Origin of the sequence: Microbacterium sp. 1154 (assembly GCF_031455375.1) — a bacterium.
Classification (GTDB): domain Bacteria; phylum Actinomycetota; class Actinomycetes; order Actinomycetales; family Microbacteriaceae; genus Microbacterium.
Map to the genome: position 1 here is coordinate 1,133,711 of NZ_JAVDSN010000001.1, position 20,741 is coordinate 1,154,451.

A 20,741-nucleotide genomic window follows, 5' to 3' on the forward strand; every position below is an offset into this window, starting at 1 on the left:
CCTGGGGAGGGCCGAGGCATCCGTCATGTCTGCGGGGTGTCAGGGAGTCGCGAGCAACTCCGAGGTGAGGCGGTAGCCGACTCCGCGCACCGTCTCGATGTACCGCGGGTTCGCGGGGTTGTCGCCCAGCTTGCGACGCAGGTTCGTCATGTGCGCTTCGATCGCGCGCTTGTCGGCTTCTCCGACGAAGTAGCTCGTCACGTACGACTCACCTCGCAAGACCAGGGTGAGATCGGCCTTGCTGCGCACGCGCCGCTTGGATTCCATCAGCGTCGCGAGCAGGTCGAACTCCGTGCGGGTGAGCTCCAGTTCCTCACCGCCGACGCGGACGAGACGGCTGTCGGGATCGAGCAGCAGGTCGCGGTGGGCCAGCCAGTTGCCGCCGGTCGGTGTGAGTTCGCCGGGCGCAGAGCGCGAGACGAGTTCGCTCCCGGTGGTCGCCTCGCGAGGCTCGGGTCCCTGGGACGACGGCACGATGACGGCTGCGGCGGCAGGGGCAGGGGCGCTCGTGGCGGGCGGTGCGGCGGGGGTCTCGGGACGCCCGGCGGGGAAGGACGGTCCCACGCTGTCCTGGCGAGGGGCCGAGGACGCGGCGGAATCGCCCGCGCGGGGACGGCGCAGCAGCGCTTCGATGCGTGCGCGGAGCTCGCGGGGGCGGAACGGCTTCACGACGTACTCGTCGGCACCGGCGCCGAGACCGAGAACCACGTCGGCCTCTTCCTCGAGGCCGGTCAGCATGATGATGTAGGTGTCGCTCTGCTGGCGAATCCGGCGGGCGGCTTCGAAGCCGTCGATTCCGGGCATGTTGACGTCGAGCGTCGTGATCAGCGGCTGGTAGGCGATCACCGCGCGCACCCCGTCGATCCCGTTACCGACCGAAACGGTCGAGAACCCTGCGGACTCGAGCACTTCGACCAGCAGGTGGCGGATATCGGGATCGTCTTCCACGATCACGGCTGTCTTCAGCATCTCTGTGCTGTCGCTCATGTCACCCACTCTTCCGGCTTCGCACGGGACCGTGCTCGCGTTCTCCCCCGAGTCGCGGCGTCGCAGAGCGACGAGCGCAATCTTGGCACATTCGTGGCGCGCACGCGGTCGACTTGAATGTCAGCGCTGTTCCCGCGTCAATTCCGCCGCGGCGGCGGGCCACCACACTCCCGCTGCGGGACCGCCGTTGCACTCGCCGTCGCTCTCGCCGGCCGGTTTGATCCACAGGTTGGTGTCGACGACGCCGTCGCCGTACGAGCCGCCCGGACTCCCGACGAGGCGGCCGGAGGGGTTGCACCACTCCGAGCCCGCCGGCCCCGCGCCGTTGCGGGAGGTGTCGATGACGGCGTGGGTGCCCCCGAGCAGATCGGAGAGGGCGTGCGCGTAGGCGAACTCGGCGGCGGTGTCCTGGTAGTTGGAGACGTTCAGGGCGACGCCGCGCACCTCGGGGAGGATCCCCATCGCCTGGATGAGTCCTGCCATCTCCGCGGCGGGATGCCAGGAGGAGTGACCCCCGTCGATGTAGATCCACGTGTTGGTCCCGCGGAGGTTCTCGACAGCTTGCTGCAGGTATCCCGCGCGGTCGCTGACGGACCCGCAGGAGGAGGACAGGGCGATGCTGTCGGGTTCGAGCACCACGATCTTCTGGACGTCGGACGCGTTGCGCAGGGCATCGCCGATACGTTTCGTCCACTGCGTGTAGGACGCGGGGTCGAGGCCTCCGGCGGAGTGGTTCCCGCAGTCGCGGTCGGGAAGCCCGTAGACCGCGACGGAGATCGAGGCCTTCTGATCGCGAGCCTCGGCGGCCAGGTGCGCGACGCGATCCCATACCTCGTCGACCGGATCGATCTCGGGGGTGAGCCAGTAGGTGGTGGGCTGTGTGGCGAGCCAGCTCGCGGCGGCGACCTCGTCGGCATCCCCCTGACCCGAGCGAGCGGCCTGGGCGGCTTTGGACTCATCCGGCACGACGATGCGGGTATCGACCGCCGGCGGCTTGGCCGACAGGGTCTGGAAGAGGTTGTTCACGAGGCTCCCGACGACACCGATCCCGGCGATGAGCGCGACGACGGCGACGATCGCGCCGGCGACGAGGATCGCGCGGGGGAGCCGTCGTCGGGGCCGCTTCGGCCGAGGTGATCTCGCCACGTTCGGAACTCTAGTCGAGGCGAAACCCCCGGGGGGCGAGGTAGTTAGTCGTGCGAAGGGTTGTAGACTTTCTTCGTGGGAAAACTGGTTTACAACACCGCGGGTCATTCATTCGATATCGAGGATCGGACGCTTTCCCACCTCCGAATGGTCTTCATGAACAAGCTTCGCCGCGGCGAGTCGTTCATGTTCCACTTCCCGATGGGTGACGGCAGCGGTACTCGCACGCTGTGGATCTCGCCGTCGATCCCGATCGTCTTCCACTTCTACGGCAGTCGTGCCCCGCAACTGAACCGCCGGTGGATCGAAGACCTCATGGATGAGGCCAGTTCGCCGCAGGGGCTCAGCGTCACGGCCGAGCCCGACCCCGAATCGGTCGCCGCGACGACGGCCTGAGCGGGCTCACTCGCACTCGGCGTCCACGACCTCGCGGACGCGGTCGAGGAAAGCGGCGACCTGGTCGGCGGTGTCGCCGGGAAGCCCCAGCGCGAACTCGCGGATGCGGGCGGTCACGGGGTCGATCGCATCCGGGTCGACGCCGCGATCGAACGGAACGACGAACTTGCTCCGGCGATCCGACGGATTGGCGACGAAATCGATGAGGCCGCCCGCGCGCAAGCGGTCGAGCATGCCTGTCACCGACGCGGTGGAGATGCCCAGCGACTGCGCGATCTCGGTCGGCGTCAAGGTCGCTCCGGCGTCCGCGCGCTCGAGGACGAGTCGCATCGCCGCGCGGGCGTTCTCGCTGGGGCCGCAGTCGGACTGTCGTCGACGAGCGAGTCGGGCCTCCGCCAGGCGGAGCCTCTCGACCGCGCGCGCTGCCGTCATGGCGTGGTCGTCTTCGGTCTCGAGCGTCATCAGTCTCCTCGGGTTAGCCCCCGTGTACGCATTGTAGTTAGATCGCCGAGATTCCAGTTGGTCGACCTATTTCGACCCGAGTCCAACAACGGATCCCACCGTTCATCCCCCTGCGGCTCGTCCCGGTCCCGCGGAGCCCGAGGCGCTCGACGTCACGACCGCGAACTCGGCGGATTCGGCGAGCGGGCCGATCCTCGACGGGGAGGAGATCGTCGCGCCGGTCGTCGCGGACGGTCGCCGACCCTCACCGCCGTCAGCGGTGCGCGCTGGCGTGTCGATGGGCGATGGACGACATCCACTCCATACCCGGGCACGGGGGAGCAGCTCGACCGCGCAGGCGTTCCCAGGCCTCGACGTAGATCCCCTCGAGCAGGGCATCCGTCGTCGACGTGATACCTGTCAGTGAGAGCAGCACCGCGTAGATCCGCGGGGCGGTCGCGTCGTAGAACTCGACGAAGGCGTCGCAGTCGCCCGTCGCGGCGCGGACGAGGAGGGCATCCAGGTCCTGATCCCGGCTCGGGCGGGTGGCGGGGTCGGTCATGGTCACGGTGCACCTCCTTCGTGGCTCCCAGACAGTCAATCGACGGGCGACGTGGGCGGCCTGGGGTTGCGCAATCCGGACGTATGTCGTAGCGATCTGTTCTGGCGAGGTGGAGCTCCGTGGCCGGTGGCGTCAAGCCGGGCGTGCGCGGCGGAGGGACGTCTTACGGTGAGCCCATGAAAAGTGTCGTGCGATGGGCTCTCGCCCTGGCGATGATGTTCGCCGGTATCTCCCACCTGACGTTCGCGCGTCGCGACTTCCAGGCGCAGGTGCCCGACGTTCTCGTGCAGTCGGGGCACCTCGACAGGGACGCCGTGGTCGTGGCATCCGGAGTCGTCGAGGCCGCCTTCGGGCTTTCGCTCCTCGTCCTGCCGAAGGAGCGGCGGCGCATCGGTGCCGCTCTCGCGGCTTTCTTCGTTGCCATCTTCCCCGGCAACATCGACCAGTGGCGCAAGGGGCGTTCCGCATTCGGGCTGGATACCGACCAGAAGCGCTTCGGACGCCTGTTCTTCCAGCCCCTGCTCGTGGCGGCCGCGTGGTGGTCGACGCGATGAACGGCCGATGAGCGACGTCGTCAGCCTCGAACTCGTCTTCGACGAAGAGACCGATGCCGCCGTCCGTGCGGAATGGGACGCTCTGCTCGCCGCGGACCTGCCGAGCCAGGCGCGGCACCGGGGAGAGAGCAACCGCCCCCACGTGACCGTGCTCGTCCGCTCGCGGCTGGAGGCGTTCGACGTGGCCGCACTGGAGGGAGCTCTCCCTCTTCCTCTCGTGCTCGGGGCGCCCGTGCTGTTCGGTGTGGGGCGGCATCGGGTCCTCGCGCGCTCGGTCGTGCCCTCGGCGGCGCTGTTGGCTCTGCATGCGCGGGTCCACGAACTGGCCGGACCGGGCGCCGACGTGGATCACACGGTGCCCGGCGCCTGGACGGCGCACGTGACGTTGGCGAGGCGGGTGCCGCTCGATCGGATCGGCGAGGCGCTGGGCGTCCTCGGCGACACCGGTGCACGAGACCTCGAAGCGCGAGCGGTCGGGATCCGACGGTGGGATGCGGCGACGAAGACAGTCACCCACCTGCTGGGACGTGGCACGCTGGACCCGTGCTGACCGACGACGCCTTCTCCTTCCTCCGCGAGTACCACCTCGCGACACTGTCGACCGTGGGACGTTCCGGTCGCGTACACGCCGTGCCGGTGGGATTCACCTACGAGGACGGTGTCGTGCGCGTGATCGGTTCGCGCGGAACGCAGAAGTTCGTCAACGCCGAGCGTGACGGCCGCGCCTCGATCTGCTCGGTCGACGGCGCGCGGTGGATCAGCTTCGAGGGCCCGGCGCGGGTCAGCGATGATCCGGATGCCGTGGCGCACGCGGTCGAGCTGTATGCGGCGCGCTATCGCCAGCCGCGTCCCAACCCCGACCGTGTCGTTCTCGAGATCGCGGTCGAGCGGGTTCTGGGTTCTGCCGCTTTCCGCGGCTGATCGGCGTATCCTGGGCTCATGTCCCCCGCCATCTGGTCGATGCCCTCCGGGCGTGAGGGGGTCGTCGGCGCGTGGAGCGCCGACGGCACAGGCGCCGTGCACGCCGCCTTCTTCGCCGGATGACCGGCGCGGGCGCCCCGCTTCACCGCGCGAGCGCCCCCTCGCCCTTCCTTCTCTTGACGGGCTCACCGCCGCGCGATCTCCTCGCGCGTTCGTCGCCGCGCCGCTTCGCGCGCCGCAGCTCCTCGACGGGACCACTCCCATGCACGCTCTTTCCCCTTCCGACATCCGCTCCAGCTTCGTCAACGTCTCACTGCGCGAACGCAGCGCGATCGTGATCCCCTCCGACCTCGACGCCACGGCGTGGGATCGTCTCGACTACTTCGGATGGCGTGACGCCAAGACCCCGCTTCTCGGGTTCGTCGTCGCCGAGATCGACGGCATCCCCGTCGGTCTGCAACTCCGGCAGACGGAGCAGCCCACGCGCACGCGCCCGCAGTGCTCGTGGTGCTCCGACGTGACCCTGCCGAATGGCGTCGTCTTCTTCTCCGCGCGTCGAGCGGGCAAAGCCGGACGTGCCGGGAACACCGTCGGCACGCTGCTGTGCGCGCGGTTCGAGTGCTCCCGCAACGCGCGACGTCTGGATCCGCCCGCCTATCTCGGTCACGATGCATCCGCGGCCCGCGATCGCCGTGTCGAGTCGCTGCGCACGCACGTCGACACGTTCTTCCGCGACCTGCGCGACGGTGCGTGAGCGCCGCACCGGCGACGTCGAGCACACCTACCCTGCGGCATTTCTCCCTGCGGGACGAGCACGGGACGCGATAGTGTTCAGTGTCTCCCCCGGACACGAGTCGACGCATGCGCGTCGGAGGGGGAGAACGGTGTCGGCAGAATGGCTCGGCGCGGCGGGGGCATGTCCTCTGGGCTGCCGCCGGTATCCCGTCGCGATGTCGGGTGCGCTCCCGGTCCGTCGCGGGTTCCGCGGCCCGTCGGATCGTTGCGAGGAGCAGTGGTGACCTCCGTGGCCGTCGATGACCGCCTCGACGCCCTTCTCAACACGCTCGCGGACCGGGTCCGCGAGCTGCGGAGAGAGCGGGACCTCACGGTGCTCGCCCTGTCGTTCGAGGCGGGAATCTCGGAGTCCCGGGTGCGAGCGATCGAATCGGGGCGTACGACGGCATCGCTCGCGACCCTCGTTGCGCTCGCGGAGGCCTTTGGTATCCCGCTTTCGGAGCTCTTCAGCGAGCATGCGTCCGGAGAGACCCACCGTGACCCGTCGAGCGTCCATGTCGTGCCGAGCGAAGTCACGTGGGGTGGGGAGCTTCCGCCGGCGCCGTGGATGACCGCCGCTCCCGCGACACCCGCGTCGAGTCCCTACGTGGTTCCGAGCGAGGTGGTGTGGGGAGGGGAACTCCCCGCCGCCGCGTGGACGACGGCGAAGGCCGGTCCGAACATGCCGGAGCCCATCCGTCAGTCGGAGCCGGTCGCACCCGAGTCGAGATCCAGCCAGCCGACGGAGACGGTCTGGGCGGCCTCGCCGCCGACGGTGCCGGGGACCGCGGAAGACTCCGCTACCGCCAGAACTCCGTCGTACGGCGGTCGGCGGGCGTCCTCGTCATCCGCCGCTGCCGGGATTCGGGGCTCCGCGTCGACGGATGGTGGGGAAGGCAGCTCCCGATACGTTCTCGCCACCACCACGACAGCCGCGCCGCGGGAACCGCGCACGTTCTCTGACCTGCGCGAGGGGGTCCTCGCGGGACGCGAGTTCGGCTCGCTTCGAGCATTCGCGGTGGCCGCCGTCGCGGAGGCCGGGTACTCGGCCGTCACGGTCGCCCGGATCTTCCGCCTCCCCGTGTGGAAACTCGAGCGATGGGTCGCCGAGGCGGGTTACGTCGGACGCCGGTGAGGTCGGGGTGCGCTCACGGCGCACCCCGAACCGTCAGAGGGCGCGGAGCTTCTCGAGCAAGGGTGCAGCCACCTCGTCGACGAACCGTTGCTGTTGCGCGTCGCCCACCTGGACGATGGCAACGTCGGTGAAACCGGCGTCGATGAAGGGCCGCACGCTCTCGGCGAGTTCGTCGAGGTCGGGGCCGCACGCGATGGATTCGGCGACGTCCTCCGGCCGGACGAACTGCGATGCGCCGGCGAACCCTGCCGGGGTGGGCAGGTCCGCATTGACCGACCAGCCACCGGCGAACCAGCGGAACTGGTCGTGGGCACGTGCGATCGCGGCATTCTTGTCGGGGTCCCAGCTGATGGGGATCTGACCGATCTTTCGCGACTCGCCCTCGTGGTGCTCATCCCAGCCCTGGATGAGGTCGCCGTCGGGCTCGGTGGTGATCAGATGGTCGCCGAGAGGGGCGAAACGTTCGATCGAGTGCGCGCCGGAGACGGCGACGCCAACTGGGACGCCGCCCTCGGGGACGTCCCACACGCGCGCCGAGTCGACGCGGAAGTATTCGCCGTCGTAGGTGACGAGGTCTCCGGTGTGCAGGGCGCGGATGATCTCGATCGCCTCGACGAGCATGTCCTGGCGCGCGTGGACGGCCGGCCATCCTTCGCCCACCACGTGCTCGTTCAGGTTCTCGCCCGAGCCCAGGCCGAGCGTGAAGCGGCCGTCGGACAGGAGTTGCAGGGTCGCCGCCTTCTGCGCGACGACGGCGGGGTGGTAGCGGACCGTCGGGCACGTGACGTAGGTCATCAGTTCGACATCGGTGGTGGCCTGTGCGACCGCCCCGAGCACCGTCCACGCGTAGGGCGCGTGGCCCTGGCTGGTCAGCCACGGTGAGTAGTGGTCGCTCGAGACGAGGAAGTCGTAGCCGGCGCGCTCGGCGCCCACGGCGTAGTCGACGAGGGCTTTGGGGCCGCTCTGCTCGGTCATGAGGGTGTAGCCGAATCGCGTCATGTCGGCCACGGTAGGGCGGCGCGATCCGAGGACTGCCGGGGTTGCGCTGATCGCGGGGATGCGGCAGGAACGACGAAGGGCCCCCGGGTGGTCGCCGGGGGCCCTTCGCGGAGGTCAGTCCTCCGGAGCGTGGATGATCTTCTCTCCGTCGAAGGTCTCGCGTTCCTTCTTCTTGTCGTCGTTGCGTGTCTTGCGGAGGCTGAGGAACGTCGCCACCGCCACCGTCGCCGCGATGAACAGCAAAGAGAACCAGATGGGGATCTCGGGAACCCACAGCAGCGGCTCGCCTCCGTTGATGAAAGGCAGCTCGTTGACGTGGAGGGCGTGGAAGACGAGTTTCACGCCGATGAACGCCAGGATGACGGCGAGACCCTGCGCGAGGTAGACGAGGCGCTCCAGCAGACCGCCGATGAGGAAGTACAGCTGACGCAGGCCCATGAGAGCGAAGGCGTTCGCGGTGAAGACGATGTACGCCTCATTCGTCAGGCCGTAGATGGCCGGGATGGAGTCGACGGCGAAGACGAGGTCGATGAATCCGATCGCGATGATGACCAGCAGCATCGGAGTGACGAAGCGCTTCCCGTTCTTCCGGACGGTCAGCTTGTCGTCGTTGTACTCCTCGGAGACGGGGAGCACGCGTCGCACGAAGGTCATGAACTTCCCGTTGGCGGGGTCGCTTTCTCCGTGCGAGAACGCCTGGCGGTAGGCGAGGAAGAGCAGCAGCGCGCCGAAGATGTAGAAGATCCACGAGAAGTTCTCGATCAGCGCCGCACCCACCGCGATGAAGGCGCCTCGCATGATCAGGGCGATGACGATACCGATCATCAGCACCTTCTGCTGGTAGATCTTGGGCACCGCGAACCCGGTCATGATGATCAGGAACACGAAGAGGTTGTCGATCGACAGGGCCTTCTCGGTCAGGTACCCGGCGAAGTACTCACCGCCGTAGGTCCAGCCGGAGAACACGCCGATTCCGACGCCGAACAGCAGAGCCAGTCCGATGTAGAACGCCGACCAACGAGCGGATTCGGCGATCGACGGTTCGTGGGGCTTCCGAACGTGGGCGAAGAACTCGAACACGAAGAACGCGACGGTGATCGCGATCGTGATGATCCAGATCAACGGGGTGACGCCCATGGCGACCTCCAAGGGAAATAGGTGTACGACAAGACACCAAGGTCTCCTCCACCCGGTGATATGGGCCGACGTCCCGGGCTCACGATGGCGTGATCCGTATTGACGGGAACGTCGCGATGGGAGTACTCCCCTTGCTGAGAGTAATTCTACGGCATCCGGCGGGTCACCCGGTCTGGACATCGTCCGCGGCGCTGCGATAGCCGAGAGCGACCGGATGCCGTGGCGCGGGCCGCCCGTCAGCGTGGGGGAGTGCCGCCCACGATCGCGTCCACGAGAGTGAGCATGTCGTCGCCGTCGAACTCCTCGCGGCTCAGCGCCCGCAGGATCACGGCCCCGAGGAGGGCGTCGGCTGCCGCATCCAGCCGCGGGCCCGTCACGTCGCCCATGGCTCGAGAAAGGCGTTCGACGAGCGGGGCGGCGAGGATCTCGGCCCGGAGTCGTCGCCCGGTCTCGGCGCTGCCCGCCGCTGCCGCCACGAGGGAACGCAGCAGTCCCTCTCCGTCGGGACTCGCTCGCAGGGTGAAGAGGTCCGTCAGCCAGATGGCGAGGTCGGTCCGGGGGTCGCCCGTGTCGGGGAGCTCCCGCTGACCACCGAGGAGGCGCCCCTCGAGGATGGCCTCGGCGATGACGTCACCCTTGCTCGTCCACCACCGGTAGATGGTCTGTTTGCCCACACCCGCTCGCCGGGCGATTCCCTCGATCGTGAGGTGGTCGTAACCGCCCTCGGCAAAAAGCGCGACCGCCGCGTCGAGGATCGCCAGGCGCGCCGCTTCGCTGCGGACGGGTCCACTGCGCGGAAGGGTCATGACACACATTCTGGACGATCCCGACCGATAACGAGACGAGACGGTGCGTGTTATCTTTGGCCGGACTTGTCGGAGCCGACGGTGCTCCCTCGCGCGCACCGCACGAGAGGACCACCCCGTATGGCTGAACTGCTGCACCGCCTTGGAACGTTCGCGGCCCGCCGCGCGTGGACGGTGATCGTCGCGTGGGCGGTGATCCTCGGAATCGTCGTGGGCGGTTTCCTGATCGGCTTCAAGGGACTCAGCTCGAGCTTCGACATCCCGGGAACGGCATCCGGGGAGGTGATCTCCGAACTGCAGGGTGAGCTCCCCGACTTCGCCGGAGCATCCGGAGCGGTGGTGTTCCGCACCGACGACGGCTCGGCTCTCACCGACGCCCAGAAGACGCAGATCTCGGCCCGGGTGGCCACGGCGGCCGACCTGCCCGACGTGGCTCGTGTCACCGACCCGTTCGCCGCGCAACAGCAGCTCGACGGGCAGCGCCAACAGGTCGTCAACGGCCGGCAGCAACTCGACGAGGCCCGCGCCCAGGCGGAGTCGGGTCAGCAGCAGCTCGACGCCGGGAAGGCTCAGCTCGAGGCTGCACAGCAGCAGCTGGACCAGGGGAAGGCGCGGATCGAAGCCGCGCCGCTGCCCTCGGCCCAGAAGCAGACGCAGCTCTCCGCCCTCGATGCTCAGCAGCAGCAGATGGACCAGCAACGCACCGCTCTCGAGCAGCAGCAGACCCAGCTGACGGAGGGACTCGCCCAGATCGACGCCCAGCAGACGCAGCTCGACGACGGCGCCGAGCTGCTCGGCTTCGCGGATGCCATCCGTCTGGTGTCGGCGGACGGCTCGACGGCGATCGTCAACGTCTCGTTCGACAAGCCCCGGCTCGAGCTGACGGAAGCGTCGAAGGAAGGCGTCGTCGAGCACTTCACCGCCGACCCGGTCGACGGCGTCGATGTGGCATTCAACACCGAGATCTCGCAGGGCGTGCCCGAGATCTTCGGGGTGGGCGAGGTCGTGGGCGTCGCCATCGCCGGAATCGTCCTCGTCGTGGTGCTGGGATCGCTCCTGGCGGCATCGTTCCCGATCGCCACCGCGATCGTCGGCGTGGCGATCGGTGCCATGGCGACGCTGTCGTTCTCGGGTGTGATCCAGATGGCATCCGTCACCCCCTTCCTCGGGGTGATGCTGGGTCTGGCCGTCGGCATCGACTACTCGCTCTTCATCCTCTACCGCCACCGCAAGCAGCTTCTGTCGGGGGCGGACGTCCGCGAGTCGATCGGCCTCGCGAACGGAACGGCGGGCAACGCCGTCGTCTTCGCCGGGTCCACGGTCATCGTCGCGTTGCTGGCGCTGAACATCACCGGCATCCCGTTCCTCGGTCTGATGGGGACCGCGGGCGCGGTGAGCGTCCTCGTGGCGGTGCTCATCGCCGTGTCGCTGACTCCCGCCCTGCTCGGGCTCGCCGGCATGCGCATCCTCAGTCGCAAGGCGCGCGCTCGGGCGGCCGCCGCGTCGGACGCCGCCGAGCACCCGCGCCGTGCGGCCCGCACGGAGCTCGTCGAGGCCCAGGAGCATCCGCGTCGCGCCGCTCGCGCCGAGACCGGCCCGGTCGCGACCACCGGCCGAGCCGTGCGCCCGATGTCGACCGTGCGCGCGGTCGTGACCATGCTGGTGGCGACCGTGGTGCTGCTCGTGATCGCCATCCCCGCCCTCTCGATGCGCCTCGGACTGCCCGACGGTGGCAGCGAGTCCGAGGATTCCACCGGCTACAAGGCCTTCACCTGGAGTGAAGAGGCCTTCGGAGCCGGATCCAACGCCCCGCTCCTCGTGACCGCCGCGCTGCCCGCCGGTACCGCCGAGAGCGACGTGCAGGGGCTGCAGCTCGACGTCGCTCGCGAACTGTTCTCGCAGGATGACGTGGTGGCCGTGGCTCCCGTCGCGGTGTCCGAGGACCGCTCGCTCGCCGCCTTCCAGGTCATCCCCGCGGAGGGCCCCAACGCGGTCTCGACCGACCGACTCGTACGAGACCTGCGGTCGCTGCCACCGGTCGACGGCGACATCGCCCTCGGCGTCGCGGGCGCGGCGGCCATCAACATCGACATCTCCGAGGGACTGGCGGACGTCCTGCCGATCTACCTCGTGGTCGTCGTCGGTCTGTCGTTCCTCATCATGGTGATGGTCTTCCGCTCCCTGCTCGTGCCGCTGATCGCGACCCTCGGCTTCGTGCTGTCGCTGTTCGCGACCTATGGAGCGGTCACCGCGGTCTTCCAGTGGGGATGGCTGGGCGGTCTGTTCGGGGTGCACAACCCCGGCCCGATCCTGAGCTTCCTGCCGGTGATCCTCGTCGGCATCCTGTTCGGTCTGGCGATGGACTATCAGCTCTTCCTGACGACCGGCATGCGCGAGGCGTGGGCGCACGGCGCGGCACCCAGGCTGGCTGTGGCGCAGGGCTTCCGCGCGGGCCGGACCGTGGTGATCGCGGCGGCGGTCATCATGATCTCGGTGTTCTCGGGCTTCATCACGTCCGAGGCCGTCATCATCAAGTCGTTCGGTCTGGGGCTCGGCCTCGGTGTGCTCTTCGACGCGTTCATCGTGCGCATGCTGCTGATGCCCGCCATCATGCACGTCCTGGGCGGTGCAGCCTGGTGGCTGCCGAAGTGGCTCGACCGCATCGTGCCGAACGTCGACGTCGAGGGTTCGGCACTCGAGCGTCGTCACCCCGGACACCACGGCGCCTGAGCATTCGCGGCCGGGGGAGCGCAAGCCCCGGCCGGTGCCGACATCGAGGCCGCAGGATGCCGGGAACGACCGTTTCCGAGGAGGAAGACGATGACCGACCGCGAAGAGACCCAGGACGCCCCCGTCATGGACGGCGCCACCGACGCCGGCGTGGAGGAGAAGAAGGAGGGTGCGCAGCAGCAGCGCGCCGCCGACGACGCCGTGCACGAGGACCCCGCGCAGCAGGAGCTGAAAGACGACATCCGCAGCATCCGCGGCTACGGCGAGGACCGCTGACGCGGACGACGACCCCCGCCCGGAGCCCCGTATGGGGGACGGGCTCGACGGGCGGGAGTCGTCGTGGCGCCCAGAGCGGCGTCATCCTGGCCGGCGATGCCGGGGCCGGACACCGGCAGACTACGCCCCGGGTTCCCGCCGTCGAGCGCTCGTTCAGCCAACGCGAAGGCGGCCCCGCGAATTCTCCCGGGGCCGCCTTCCGCTCGTGTTCTCAGGAGTCCGTGGGAACCTCGCCCGCGGCGATCGCATCGGCGTACGTGCGGATGTCCGGACCGGGCTCATAGTCGATGAATCGGTCTTTGATCCGTGCGTTGATCTGTGCGAAGGCCTCGTCCGACGAGATCCCGTCGCTGTCACGGGCGATCGCGACGACGGCCTCGCGCAGGACGGCGTCGGCGTCGTCGAGGATCTTCTGGCGGGCGGGCTCGTTCCAGCGGATGTCTGAGATGTCCATGCCGACACGGTACGGTCGGCGACGATCCGCCGATCCCGGGGTTGCATCGCACGGGTCGATGTGCGCGGCAACCCGCCTCCGGCCAGGGCCTCGGCGCGACACCATGGAGGAATGCCGAGGGATGCCGTGACCACCGTGCTGCAGAAGATCCGCACCGGTCTGCGCGATGCGGCGTGGTGGGCACGCGACTATGCGTACGCGGTGCACGCCCAGGCGCGAGCCCTCAGCGGCCGGGACGCCCCGGACTCGCTCGCCGAGGGGGACGGCACGCCGATCGTGCTGCTCCCGGGAATCTACGAGACGTGGCGCTTCCTCGAGCCGCTCGCTCGGGCTCTGCACGGTCGAGGCCACCCCGTGCACGTCGTGGCGGAGCTCGGAGGCAACCGCCGGCCGATCGCCGAATCCGCCGAACGGGTCGCCGCCCTGCTCGTGTCTCGAGGTCTGGACGATGTGGTGCTCGTTGCGCACAGCAAGGGCGGCCTCATCGGCAAGCACGTGATGGCCTTCAGCTCAGCCGGAACGCGCGTGCGCGCGATGGTCGCGGTCGCCACCCCGTTCGGAGGGTCGCGATACAGCCGGCTCATGCCGACGCCGTCCTTGCGCGCCTTCGCGTCGGGCGACGCGACGATGAAGGCGCTCGCCGCGTCGGCCGAGGTAAATACGCGCATCGTGTCGGTGTTCGGCCCGTTCGACCCGCACATTCCCGAGGGCAGCGAGCTCGCCGGAGCCCGGAACGTCGTCCTCGCCAGCGGAGGGCACTTCCGCGTTCTGGCGGACCCGCGCGTGATCGCCGAGGTGATCCGCGTCGCCGAGTGATCGTCGGGCTCCGCGGTCCCGCCCGCGCCATCTCGTCGGGTCGCGCCGTGCCGCGCGCGGTGCCCGCCCTGCCGCGTTCGTGACGAAGCTCAGAGGGGACGGGGTGGCCTCACGCGGCGCTCGGCGACGCGACGTCGTCGGCGGGGCGGATGCCGGGAGCACCCGCGTGCGGACTCATCAGCGCGCAACAGGGGCGGCCCGCCGCCTCGCACACGTCGGCGACGGCGCAGCGCATGCGCTGGAGGAACGCGGTGACCGCGGCGGTCTCGCTCTCCGTCATCCCGCGAGTCGCCTGCATCATGCGAGCGTGCATCGACGCGAGAGTCTCGCGCATCTCTTCATCGGCGTGCGCGGTGGCCGCGACGAGGATCTTTCGTCGGTCCGAGGGGTGCGGGCGGCGCTCGAGGTGCCCGGATCGCTCCAGCCTGTCGAGGAGAGCGGTCATAGATGCCGTGGAGACCCCGAGGTGGCGCGCGAGATCGACAGGGGTGATATCGCGACCGTCGCCGACGGCACGGGTGAGAAACCGAAGGACGAGCAGTTCGTTCTCGCCCATCGCCATCGAACTCTGCGTGCGCCGGCGCATGGTCATCTCGGCTGCGCGGTACGCCCGCATCGCCTCCATGATGCGCGCTCCGCGTTCGTCGTCGGTGCTGTCGCTGTACCAATACGACGGAGGTGCCGTGTTCTCAGTCGACATCGGTCTCCTAATATCTCGCTTGCCTATTCGCTAGTCTACCTAGTAAGTTGAGACGCGAGCAACGAGCAAAGGGGTACATCATGGCGAAGCTCTACTACGGCACGACGACCGAGCCGATCCGAATCGACGACCGCATGCTGGCGCACGTCAAGGTCGTCGTTGCGACCAAGCTTCGCCGGGGTGAGAGCTTCACCCTCTCGTGGGTGCACGGCGAAGACGAGCCCACCGGTCGTTCGACCATCTGGCTCCAGCCGTCGATCCCCCTGCGTTTCGTCTTCGACTCCGAGCAGCCCGAGGCGCTCGACCAGAACCTGCTGAAGCGCATGGCCAACGACGCCAACTCCTCGCGCGGCCTCAGCCTCGACATCGCCCTCGACGAGCCCGCGGCGAAGACGGTCCCGGCACGCGCCACGGCGCCCGCGTCGACCTCGACTCGCTCTCTCGTTCGCGCGGCGTAATGCCGTCCGTTCCACCGCCCGCCGCCTCGATCGAGTGGTCGCGCCTCGACAACGACCTCTCCGTGGCCACTCGGAATGGGGAGTTCGCCGGGTACGTGGATCGTCGCTCGCCCGGGACCTTCGTCGTCTTCGACCGCGACTCCCGCTACGTCGGAACGTTCGGCGATGCGGGCACGGCCCGCTCGGCGCTAGGCGAGTCCGCCCCCGCTCGGCGCGGGCCGGTCACCCGTCCTGGGGCTCGTCTTCTTCGGGCCCTCAGCTCACGGCTCACGCCTTTGAAGTTCTAAGAAAGCAGTCATGACGACCCCTCCGACGTGGGACGTGCCCACGGAACCCATCTCGATCCTCAGCCCCGAAGAAATCGCCGCTCTCAACGATCGGTGACGTCTTCGTCCTGACGCCCGGGAGGAGCCTGGGCAGCCGGCTCGCGTCGAATCCGTCGGACGGCGAGCACGAAGATGACCGCGCCTGCGGCCGCGAAGACCAGCTTGGGCTCGGTCGGGGAGTCCGCCGGGAGCAGAAGCGTCGGAGCGGCCAGCACCGCCACTGCGGCCAGGCAGAGTGCGACGCCGATCGGTCGTGGTGATCGCGAGCTCATCGCACCCCTTCCGTACGCAGACCTGCCGACAGCCTAAGCGAGTCGGGCCCGCCGCGGTCATAGCTGCTGAACGTCGATGCGTCCACCACTGCTCGGGTCGGACCGCTGCTGAATATGGTGACGGTTCGACGAAGGGACCTTCCGTGCGTTATCTCTCCACCGCAATGCCGGCCACTGCCGCGCTGACCCTGCTGTTCCTCGCTCCCGCGATACCGGCGGGTGCCGCTGTCCCATCCCCGGCGGTATACGAGACCGGCGTCGTGACATCGGGCGAGAAGAGCGCGGCACGCCCCGCGTCGGGAGACGGTCTCGTCTCCACCAGCTCGTCCGACCCGCGCGCTTCCCACGCGACGCAAGAGCAGCCCGCCCCCGAAGCAGAGGCAGGGCGCTTCGCCTTCGTCTTGATCCCCCTCATCGCGGCAGCCGTGGTGGTCGTCGGGGCGATCTTCGTCCTTTCGCGCGGCCGCCGCCGGCGTCGGGGCGACTGAGTTCGGCGGAGCCCCGACGTGCGCGACGGCGCGCGGTCCCGCGGACTACGAACCGGCTCTCGTCCGCGGGGTCTGCCCCCGCGGCCAACTTCCCGACACTCGACGATGAGCTGAGGCGCGGGCAGAGAACCAGCGTCCGGCGGTGCGGCCCCCCGGCTCGCAGGCGGCGCGGTTCTCTACCCGCGAAGAACAGCATCCCCCTCATAGCCGGCCACTAGCGGTCTGAACCGTCGAATATCACCCTGCGACGGCGCACAGATCACCTCCGATGGGGGCTGCGCTGGGTCGAGACGATAGTGTGGCCGAGCCCGCTGCAGGAGGAGCCGATGACCGAGACCGTCGAACGGCCCCTCACCCGGGCAGCCCAGGCGCGCACCTCACCCGTGGCCCGCTTGGCGACGGCCGGGGGCCTCGCGGCTTTTCTCAGCGCCGCGCTCATCTGGATCTGCCGGCTCTGGGAGCCGAGCGTCCAGTACGTCAGCCAGCTCGGGGCCACCTCCATGCCGACCGCGCCCCTGTTCAACACGGCCCTGCTCCTGCTCGCGATAGCCGCCGTCCTCGTCGACCGGTCGCTCGTGTCTCGAGGTGGGGGATACGTCGTCGGGTGGCCCGTCGCCACGACGCTTCTCGTATGCGGTCTGTGTTTCGGTGTGGCCTCCGTCGTCACGTGTTCACCCGGGTGCCCCATCCCCTTCACAGAGGGTGCTCTCCCTCAGGACCTGATCCACATCTGCTTCGCGGTCCTCGGGTTCTTCCTGGCGATCGTCGCGATGGGACAGGTCGCCGCCCTTCGTCGTCGTCCTTGGATGCGCGCGGCGTCCGTCCTGACGCTCATCGCCGTCGGTCTCACGTCATCGACCGGTGCGCTGATCGCTCTGTTCCGCGGCGACACCGCGCTCGGAGGCAATCTCGAGTTCACGGCGGCCACCCTGGCCATCGCGTGGTTCGGGGTCTTCGGCCTGCAGGTCGCCGCTGACGAACGGCTGACCCGCCGGGACCCGCCCGCCGTATGAAGCGTTAGCGTTACTGCCGTGACCTTTCGACGGCTGCTTCGCATTCTCGGGTGGCTCGCGCCGGTGGTCGCTCTCGCGATCATCATCGCGGTCCTGCGGGGAGCGGGCGTGCCGCTGACGCTCCCCGGCATCCTGGTGGTCGTCGGACTTCTCGGTGTCGCGCGTCTGATGATCGGGAGGTCGCGCCGTCGTCAGCGCAACCGCTCCGTCACGCGTCCGGGTCGCTCTCGATGAGTCCCCACGCGTGTGCTGCGCGGATGGCGCTGGACCGGTCCGACACCTCGAGCTTCCGATAAAGGCTCTGCAACTGCGTCTTGACCGTGTTCGGCGAGACGACGAGTGCGCGGGCGATGTCGGCGATCGTCGACGTGGGAGTGAGTTCGCTCAACACCACCAGCTCTCGTTTGGTGAGGCGAGGAACACTCACCGACGAGACGAAGAACGACGCTCTCGCCTCGATCTGCTCGCGCGAGGACGGAGACAGGGCCTTCACGACGAGCGCGCGATCCTCCGGCGCCACGGCACTCCACGGACTCCACAGGTCGTGCCGGATGCTCAGCGCTTCGGCGCGTTGAACAGCGGCGCGGTGCGAGGCGGTCCCGTTCAATCGCACGTCCGCCACGACGCTCACCACCAGGCTCTCGAGTGCCGCGCGGGGGGACGGTTCGTGGTGCAGGCCCCACTTGACGCTCAAGACGAAGGCGTCGTGTGCCCTCCCGGCATACAACTGGGAGAGGGCGACCGCGGGAGCGGTGACGGGCGACAGCGTGTGCGGGCCGTCGAGCAACGTGAGAGCTTCTCGAGCCTGCCGCAGCGCGATGAGCACCTTCGCCTGCGTCATCAGGAGTTGCGTCGACTGATAGTGCGACAGCGGCGTGCTGCGGGTCCGTGCCTTCCAGGTGCGGAGGAGGCCCAGTGCATCCGATGCGGCTCCCGAGAGCAGAAGCGACGAGATGTGCACCGCGGCGGCGAAGGGCCACAACTCCCGAGCTCCGGCAGTGGCCGGCAGATCGTCGAGTTGCGCGCGAGCGTCCGCCGCTTCGCCGGCTTCGAGCAGGACCCACGCGGACGCCAGCCGAAGGCCCTCTCCCCACGGCGACGCCTCCCAGTTCTCCGAGCAGCTGGCCTCCACGATGGCGCGAGCCGTGCGGACGTCGCCCTCGAGGAGGGCGATGACGGCCAGGGCTCCCCTGGCGCGCACCTGGGAAGCAGACGGTGCCGTCCGCGCGGACAGCGACATGGCCACGCTCGCATCGCGAAGCCGGCCCATCGCGAGGAAGGTCATCGCGACCTGGTACCACCCCTCGGCCGCCGTTTCGGCATCGACGTCTGTCGCGCGGCGCAGGGCCTCGGCGAGCATTCCCGACGCTTCGGAGGCGAGGGCGAACCGTCCTGCGGCTCGGAGGAGGCTCACGCGGATGATGAGGACCTCGACGCCGGCCTCGGCGCTGCTCTTCGCATCGGGGAGACGACTCAGGGCGGACGCGACGAGCGCCGGCGTGTCCGGCGATGTCGCGGTGTCGGGGTCGAGAGCGAGCAGGGCTTCGACGACCACCGGCGACGCCGAAGCGCTCGACCGGAGCTGTTCGAGCGAGCGTCTGAAGCCGTCGGTGTTCCGGGCCCAGATCTCCGGCCCCGACGTCCTCAGGACGCTGGCCAGGGTCGTCCACTGCTGTGCGTCCGCCGCGAGCTGCGCCGCGAGGAGGGGTTCGCCGCGCGAGACGAGATGCTCGAGCAGCCGGAGCCGGGCCGCCGAGACGAGCGCCGGCTGCCGAGCGGTGATGTCGGCGAGCCAACGCTCCCGAACCGGCTCGGCCAACGTCATCCGTGTGGTGCTGGGCCAGACGAAGCCCGCGCTCTGGAGCTGGTCGAGGAGATCTCGTGTCGCACCTGTCGTCGAGCCGACGCCGATCGCGTCCGCGAGGGACTCGGTGACGTACGGGGCGACGGCGAGGAGCCGGACGTCATCGGTCACCGGGAGGGGGAAACGCTCCTCCATGTCGCGGAGGAACGCGGTGCCCGCGAAGGACGCCGCCGCGGCGGCCTCGTCGCGCGTTCGAAGGGGGAGGCTCTCGAGACGGAGACGTGCGCACGCCAGCTGAACGAGAGCGGGCCACCCGTGAGTGAGCGCTGCCAGTTCGTCGACGGCGATCGCGGTCGAGTCGACCCCGTTCACCGTCAGAACCGACGCCACCTCTTCGCGGGTCATGAGCACGTCGCACGCGGGGACCATCTGGATGTCGAACTCCAGGGCGATCAGAGGGCTCTCGAGGCCGGTCGGCTGGCGGGTGGCGACGACGACGCGGAGATCGCCGTCCGCACGCAGGAGGCGAAGCACATGATCGGCCGAGATGCCGCGTCCCTCGACGTAATCGTCGATCAGCAGGATGTGGGAGCGGGGGCCGTCCGCGAACGCCTCGACGATCCGGGGCAGGGTCTCCGGCGGGGTGAGGGCGCCGTCGATGAACTGAACGCCGCGCTCGGAGTCCGATTCGAGCACGGTGGCGAACTGGCGCAGGAGGGATGTCTTGCCGACGCCGGCCGGCCCGCGGAGCACGACGACGTCACTGTCCAGCGCCGCTTCGAGCCGGTGCAGGGCTTCCGGGCGCGGAGCCCAGAACCGACTCGTGCGACGGGCGGTTCGTCCGCCGGCGGGAGCGGTATCCACATCGATCAACATCAGACCTCCAGGAGGGAAGGGCCGTCACCGGTTCGGGCGGGGAGCGGCCGACGTGGCGAAACGACGCCCCGTCGTGATGATCCTGCGGGTGATGTGCGGTCCGCGAAGGCGGAGACGGCCTCTTTCACCCCTCGCATCACCCTGCTCTCACCCTTTCCGCATCACCCTCTCGAGATGACTCGTCTTCTCCGGATCGGCCTCGGAGGGCACCGTGCGGGGCGAGCCGCTTCCGAGATCCGGGTCATCCGGTGAAAGGCGAGAGGCGTCGTCGGGGACTCCTTGACGTCTGCATCCGAAGAGGAGGGGCGCCAGGACGCTCGCCGGGATGAGCATGTGTGCATGTTCATCCCGCCGTTGACCTCCGATCAAGCTGTTCTCATGAACGACGCGCCCGACCCCTGGACAGAGTTCGCCCGCGAGTTGGGTGCGCGCATGTTTCGCGCCCGCGCCGAGAAGCGGATGTCCCAGGAGCAGGTCGCCCACGCGGCGGGCTTGGCGACCTTCACCTACCGGAAGCTCGAGAAAGGCGAGTCCAATCCCGGGACCGCCGCGAACCCGCGCCTGCGGACCCTCGTCGCGCTCTCGGACGTGCTCGGGATCCCGCTTCGCGACCTCATCCCCACCCCTCCGAAGGGTCTTCCTCCCGGTCGATGACGGCGGGGTCGGAGGT

At 69.1% G+C, this 20,741-nt stretch carries 25 protein-coding genes; 14 read left to right on the forward strand and 11 right to left on the reverse strand.

What is annotated here, in order from left to right; genetic code table 11:
• Positions 1 to 39: 39 nt before the first annotated feature.
• Together J2X55_RS05225 and J2X55_RS05230 are read right to left on the reverse strand one after the other, a co-directional pair.
• Positions 40 to 987: a response regulator transcription factor gene (locus J2X55_RS05225; RefSeq protein ID WP_181906355.1), complete on the reverse strand. Its 948-nt coding sequence runs from the start codon at positions 985 to 987 to the stop codon at positions 40 to 42.
• Between the two features lie 120 nt (positions 988 to 1,107).
• Positions 1,108 to 2,133: a glycoside hydrolase family 6 protein gene (locus J2X55_RS05230; protein ID WP_309822186.1), complete on the reverse strand. Its 1,026-nt coding sequence runs from the start codon at positions 2,131 to 2,133 to the stop codon at positions 1,108 to 1,110.
• 75 nt (positions 2,134 to 2,208) lie between these two features.
• Here J2X55_RS05230 and J2X55_RS05235 point away from each other — a divergent pair, with 75 nt between their 5' ends.
• Positions 2,209 to 2,529 (forward strand): ATP-dependent DNA ligase, encoded by a 321-nt coding sequence (locus J2X55_RS05235; RefSeq protein WP_115915906.1) that lies wholly within the window; start codon positions 2,209 to 2,211, stop codon positions 2,527 to 2,529.
• A gap of 6 nt (positions 2,530 to 2,535) precedes the next feature.
• On the opposite strand, the gene J2X55_RS05240 is transcribed toward J2X55_RS05235, so the two are convergent.
• Entirely contained in the window at positions 2,536 to 2,991 is a 456-nt protein-coding gene (locus J2X55_RS05240; protein ID WP_115915905.1) for a MarR family transcriptional regulator, read from the reverse strand.
• Positions 2,992 to 3,244: 253 nt separating this feature from the next.
• Positions 3,245 to 3,538, reverse strand: coding sequence for a hypothetical protein (locus J2X55_RS05245; RefSeq protein WP_115915904.1), 294 nt, complete (start codon positions 3,536 to 3,538; stop codon positions 3,245 to 3,247).
• 170 nt (positions 3,539 to 3,708) lie between these two features.
• Here J2X55_RS05245 and J2X55_RS05250 point away from each other — a divergent pair, with 170 nt between their 5' ends.
• The 5 genes from J2X55_RS05250 to J2X55_RS05270 all read left to right on the forward strand — a co-directional run bounded on the left by J2X55_RS05250 (position 3,709) and on the right by J2X55_RS05270 (position 6,916).
• A complete protein-coding gene (locus tag J2X55_RS05250) occupies positions 3,709 to 4,086 on the forward strand; it encodes a hypothetical protein (RefSeq protein WP_309822190.1) in 378 nt (125 codons plus the stop codon).
• A gap of 7 nt (positions 4,087 to 4,093) precedes the next feature.
• A complete protein-coding gene (locus J2X55_RS05255; protein WP_115915902.1) occupies positions 4,094 to 4,636 on the forward strand; it encodes a 2'-5' RNA ligase family protein in 543 nt (180 codons plus the stop codon).
• Positions 4,630 to 5,007 (forward strand): PPOX class F420-dependent oxidoreductase, encoded by a 378-nt coding sequence (locus J2X55_RS05260; RefSeq protein WP_309822193.1) that lies wholly within the window; start codon positions 4,630 to 4,632, stop codon positions 5,005 to 5,007. The genes J2X55_RS05255 and J2X55_RS05260 overlap by 7 nt, the downstream gene beginning before the upstream one ends.
• A gap of 262 nt (positions 5,008 to 5,269) precedes the next feature.
• Complete coding sequence (locus J2X55_RS05265; protein WP_309822195.1) at positions 5,270 to 5,761, forward strand: FBP domain-containing protein; 492 nt, start codon at positions 5,270 to 5,272, stop codon at positions 5,759 to 5,761.
• A gap of 261 nt (positions 5,762 to 6,022) precedes the next feature.
• Positions 6,023 to 6,916, forward strand: coding sequence for a helix-turn-helix transcriptional regulator (locus tag J2X55_RS05270; RefSeq protein ID WP_309822197.1), 894 nt, complete (start codon positions 6,023 to 6,025; stop codon positions 6,914 to 6,916).
• 33 nt (positions 6,917 to 6,949) lie between these two features.
• Here J2X55_RS05270 and J2X55_RS05275 read toward each other — a convergent pair whose 3' ends face one another.
• The 3 genes from J2X55_RS05275 to J2X55_RS05285 form a co-directional block, all read right to left on the reverse strand.
• Complete coding sequence (locus tag J2X55_RS05275; RefSeq protein WP_309822199.1) at positions 6,950 to 7,915, reverse strand: LLM class F420-dependent oxidoreductase; 966 nt, start codon at positions 7,913 to 7,915, stop codon at positions 6,950 to 6,952.
• Between the two features lie 114 nt (positions 7,916 to 8,029).
• On the reverse strand, positions 8,030 to 9,052 hold the full coding sequence (locus tag J2X55_RS05280) for a TerC family protein (RefSeq protein ID WP_309822201.1): 1,023 nt from the start codon (positions 9,050 to 9,052) through the stop codon (positions 8,030 to 8,032).
• Positions 9,053 to 9,288: 236 nt separating this feature from the next.
• Complete coding sequence (locus tag J2X55_RS05285) at positions 9,289 to 9,858, reverse strand: TetR/AcrR family transcriptional regulator (protein WP_309822203.1); 570 nt, start codon at positions 9,856 to 9,858, stop codon at positions 9,289 to 9,291.
• A gap of 120 nt (positions 9,859 to 9,978) precedes the next feature.
• Between J2X55_RS05285 and J2X55_RS05290 the strand changes: the two genes are divergently transcribed.
• Both J2X55_RS05290 and J2X55_RS05295 read left to right on the forward strand, forming a co-directional pair.
• Positions 9,979 to 12,588, forward strand: coding sequence for an MMPL family transporter (locus J2X55_RS05290; protein ID WP_309822205.1), 2,610 nt, complete (start codon positions 9,979 to 9,981; stop codon positions 12,586 to 12,588).
• Positions 12,589 to 12,678: 90 nt separating this feature from the next.
• The gene (locus J2X55_RS05295) at positions 12,679 to 12,864 is read left to right on the forward strand and encodes a hypothetical protein (protein WP_309822207.1); all 186 of its coding nucleotides are present in this window, start codon (positions 12,679 to 12,681) and stop codon (positions 12,862 to 12,864) included.
• A gap of 211 nt (positions 12,865 to 13,075) precedes the next feature.
• On the opposite strand, the gene J2X55_RS05300 is transcribed toward J2X55_RS05295, so the two are convergent.
• Complete coding sequence (locus tag J2X55_RS05300) at positions 13,076 to 13,318, reverse strand: hypothetical protein (RefSeq protein WP_115915894.1); 243 nt, start codon at positions 13,316 to 13,318, stop codon at positions 13,076 to 13,078.
• A gap of 111 nt (positions 13,319 to 13,429) precedes the next feature.
• On the opposite strand from J2X55_RS05300, the gene J2X55_RS05305 reads away from it, so the two are divergent.
• Positions 13,430 to 14,134 carry an alpha/beta hydrolase gene (locus tag J2X55_RS05305; RefSeq protein ID WP_309822210.1) on the forward strand — a complete coding sequence of 235 codons (705 nt, stop codon included), beginning with the start codon at positions 13,430 to 13,432 and terminating at the stop codon, positions 14,132 to 14,134.
• A 109-nt stretch (positions 14,135 to 14,243) separates the two neighbouring features.
• Here the strand turns inward: J2X55_RS05305 and J2X55_RS05310 are convergent, their stop codons facing one another.
• Positions 14,244 to 14,834: a MarR family transcriptional regulator gene (locus tag J2X55_RS05310; protein WP_115915893.1), complete on the reverse strand. Its 591-nt coding sequence runs from the start codon at positions 14,832 to 14,834 to the stop codon at positions 14,244 to 14,246.
• Positions 14,835 to 14,914: 80 nt separating this feature from the next.
• Here J2X55_RS05310 and J2X55_RS05315 point away from each other — a divergent pair, with 80 nt between their 5' ends.
• The gene (locus J2X55_RS05315) at positions 14,915 to 15,292 is read left to right on the forward strand and encodes a hypothetical protein (protein ID WP_115915892.1); all 378 of its coding nucleotides are present in this window, start codon (positions 14,915 to 14,917) and stop codon (positions 15,290 to 15,292) included.
• A gap of 370 nt (positions 15,293 to 15,662) precedes the next feature.
• Here J2X55_RS05315 and J2X55_RS05320 read toward each other — a convergent pair whose 3' ends face one another.
• Entirely contained in the window at positions 15,663 to 15,890 is a 228-nt protein-coding gene (locus J2X55_RS05320) for a hypothetical protein (RefSeq protein ID WP_309822212.1), read from the reverse strand.
• A gap of 143 nt (positions 15,891 to 16,033) precedes the next feature.
• On the opposite strand from J2X55_RS05320, the gene J2X55_RS05325 reads away from it, so the two are divergent.
• The 3 genes from J2X55_RS05325 to J2X55_RS05335 all read left to right on the forward strand — a co-directional run bounded on the left by J2X55_RS05325 (position 16,034) and on the right by J2X55_RS05335 (position 17,625).
• Positions 16,034 to 16,378 carry a hypothetical protein gene (locus J2X55_RS05325; RefSeq protein ID WP_309822215.1) on the forward strand — a complete coding sequence of 115 codons (345 nt, stop codon included), beginning with the start codon at positions 16,034 to 16,036 and terminating at the stop codon, positions 16,376 to 16,378.
• A gap of 326 nt (positions 16,379 to 16,704) precedes the next feature.
• Positions 16,705 to 17,391: a DUF998 domain-containing protein gene (locus J2X55_RS05330; protein ID WP_309822217.1), complete on the forward strand. Its 687-nt coding sequence runs from the start codon at positions 16,705 to 16,707 to the stop codon at positions 17,389 to 17,391.
• A gap of 18 nt (positions 17,392 to 17,409) precedes the next feature.
• Positions 17,410 to 17,625, forward strand: a complete 216-nt coding sequence (locus J2X55_RS05335) for a hypothetical protein (protein WP_309822219.1) — start codon at positions 17,410 to 17,412, stop codon at positions 17,623 to 17,625.
• Here J2X55_RS05335 and J2X55_RS05340 read toward each other — a convergent pair.
• Entirely contained in the window at positions 17,600 to 20,071 is a 2,472-nt protein-coding gene (locus J2X55_RS05340; protein ID WP_309822221.1) for a LuxR C-terminal-related transcriptional regulator, read from the reverse strand. The two genes, J2X55_RS05335 and J2X55_RS05340, sit on opposite strands and share 26 nt — an antisense overlap.
• A gap of 378 nt (positions 20,072 to 20,449) precedes the next feature.
• Between J2X55_RS05340 and J2X55_RS05345 the strand changes: the two genes are divergently transcribed.
• Entirely contained in the window at positions 20,450 to 20,725 is a 276-nt protein-coding gene (locus J2X55_RS05345) for a helix-turn-helix domain-containing protein (protein WP_115917345.1), read from the forward strand.
• Positions 20,726 to 20,741: the final 16 nt, after the last annotated feature.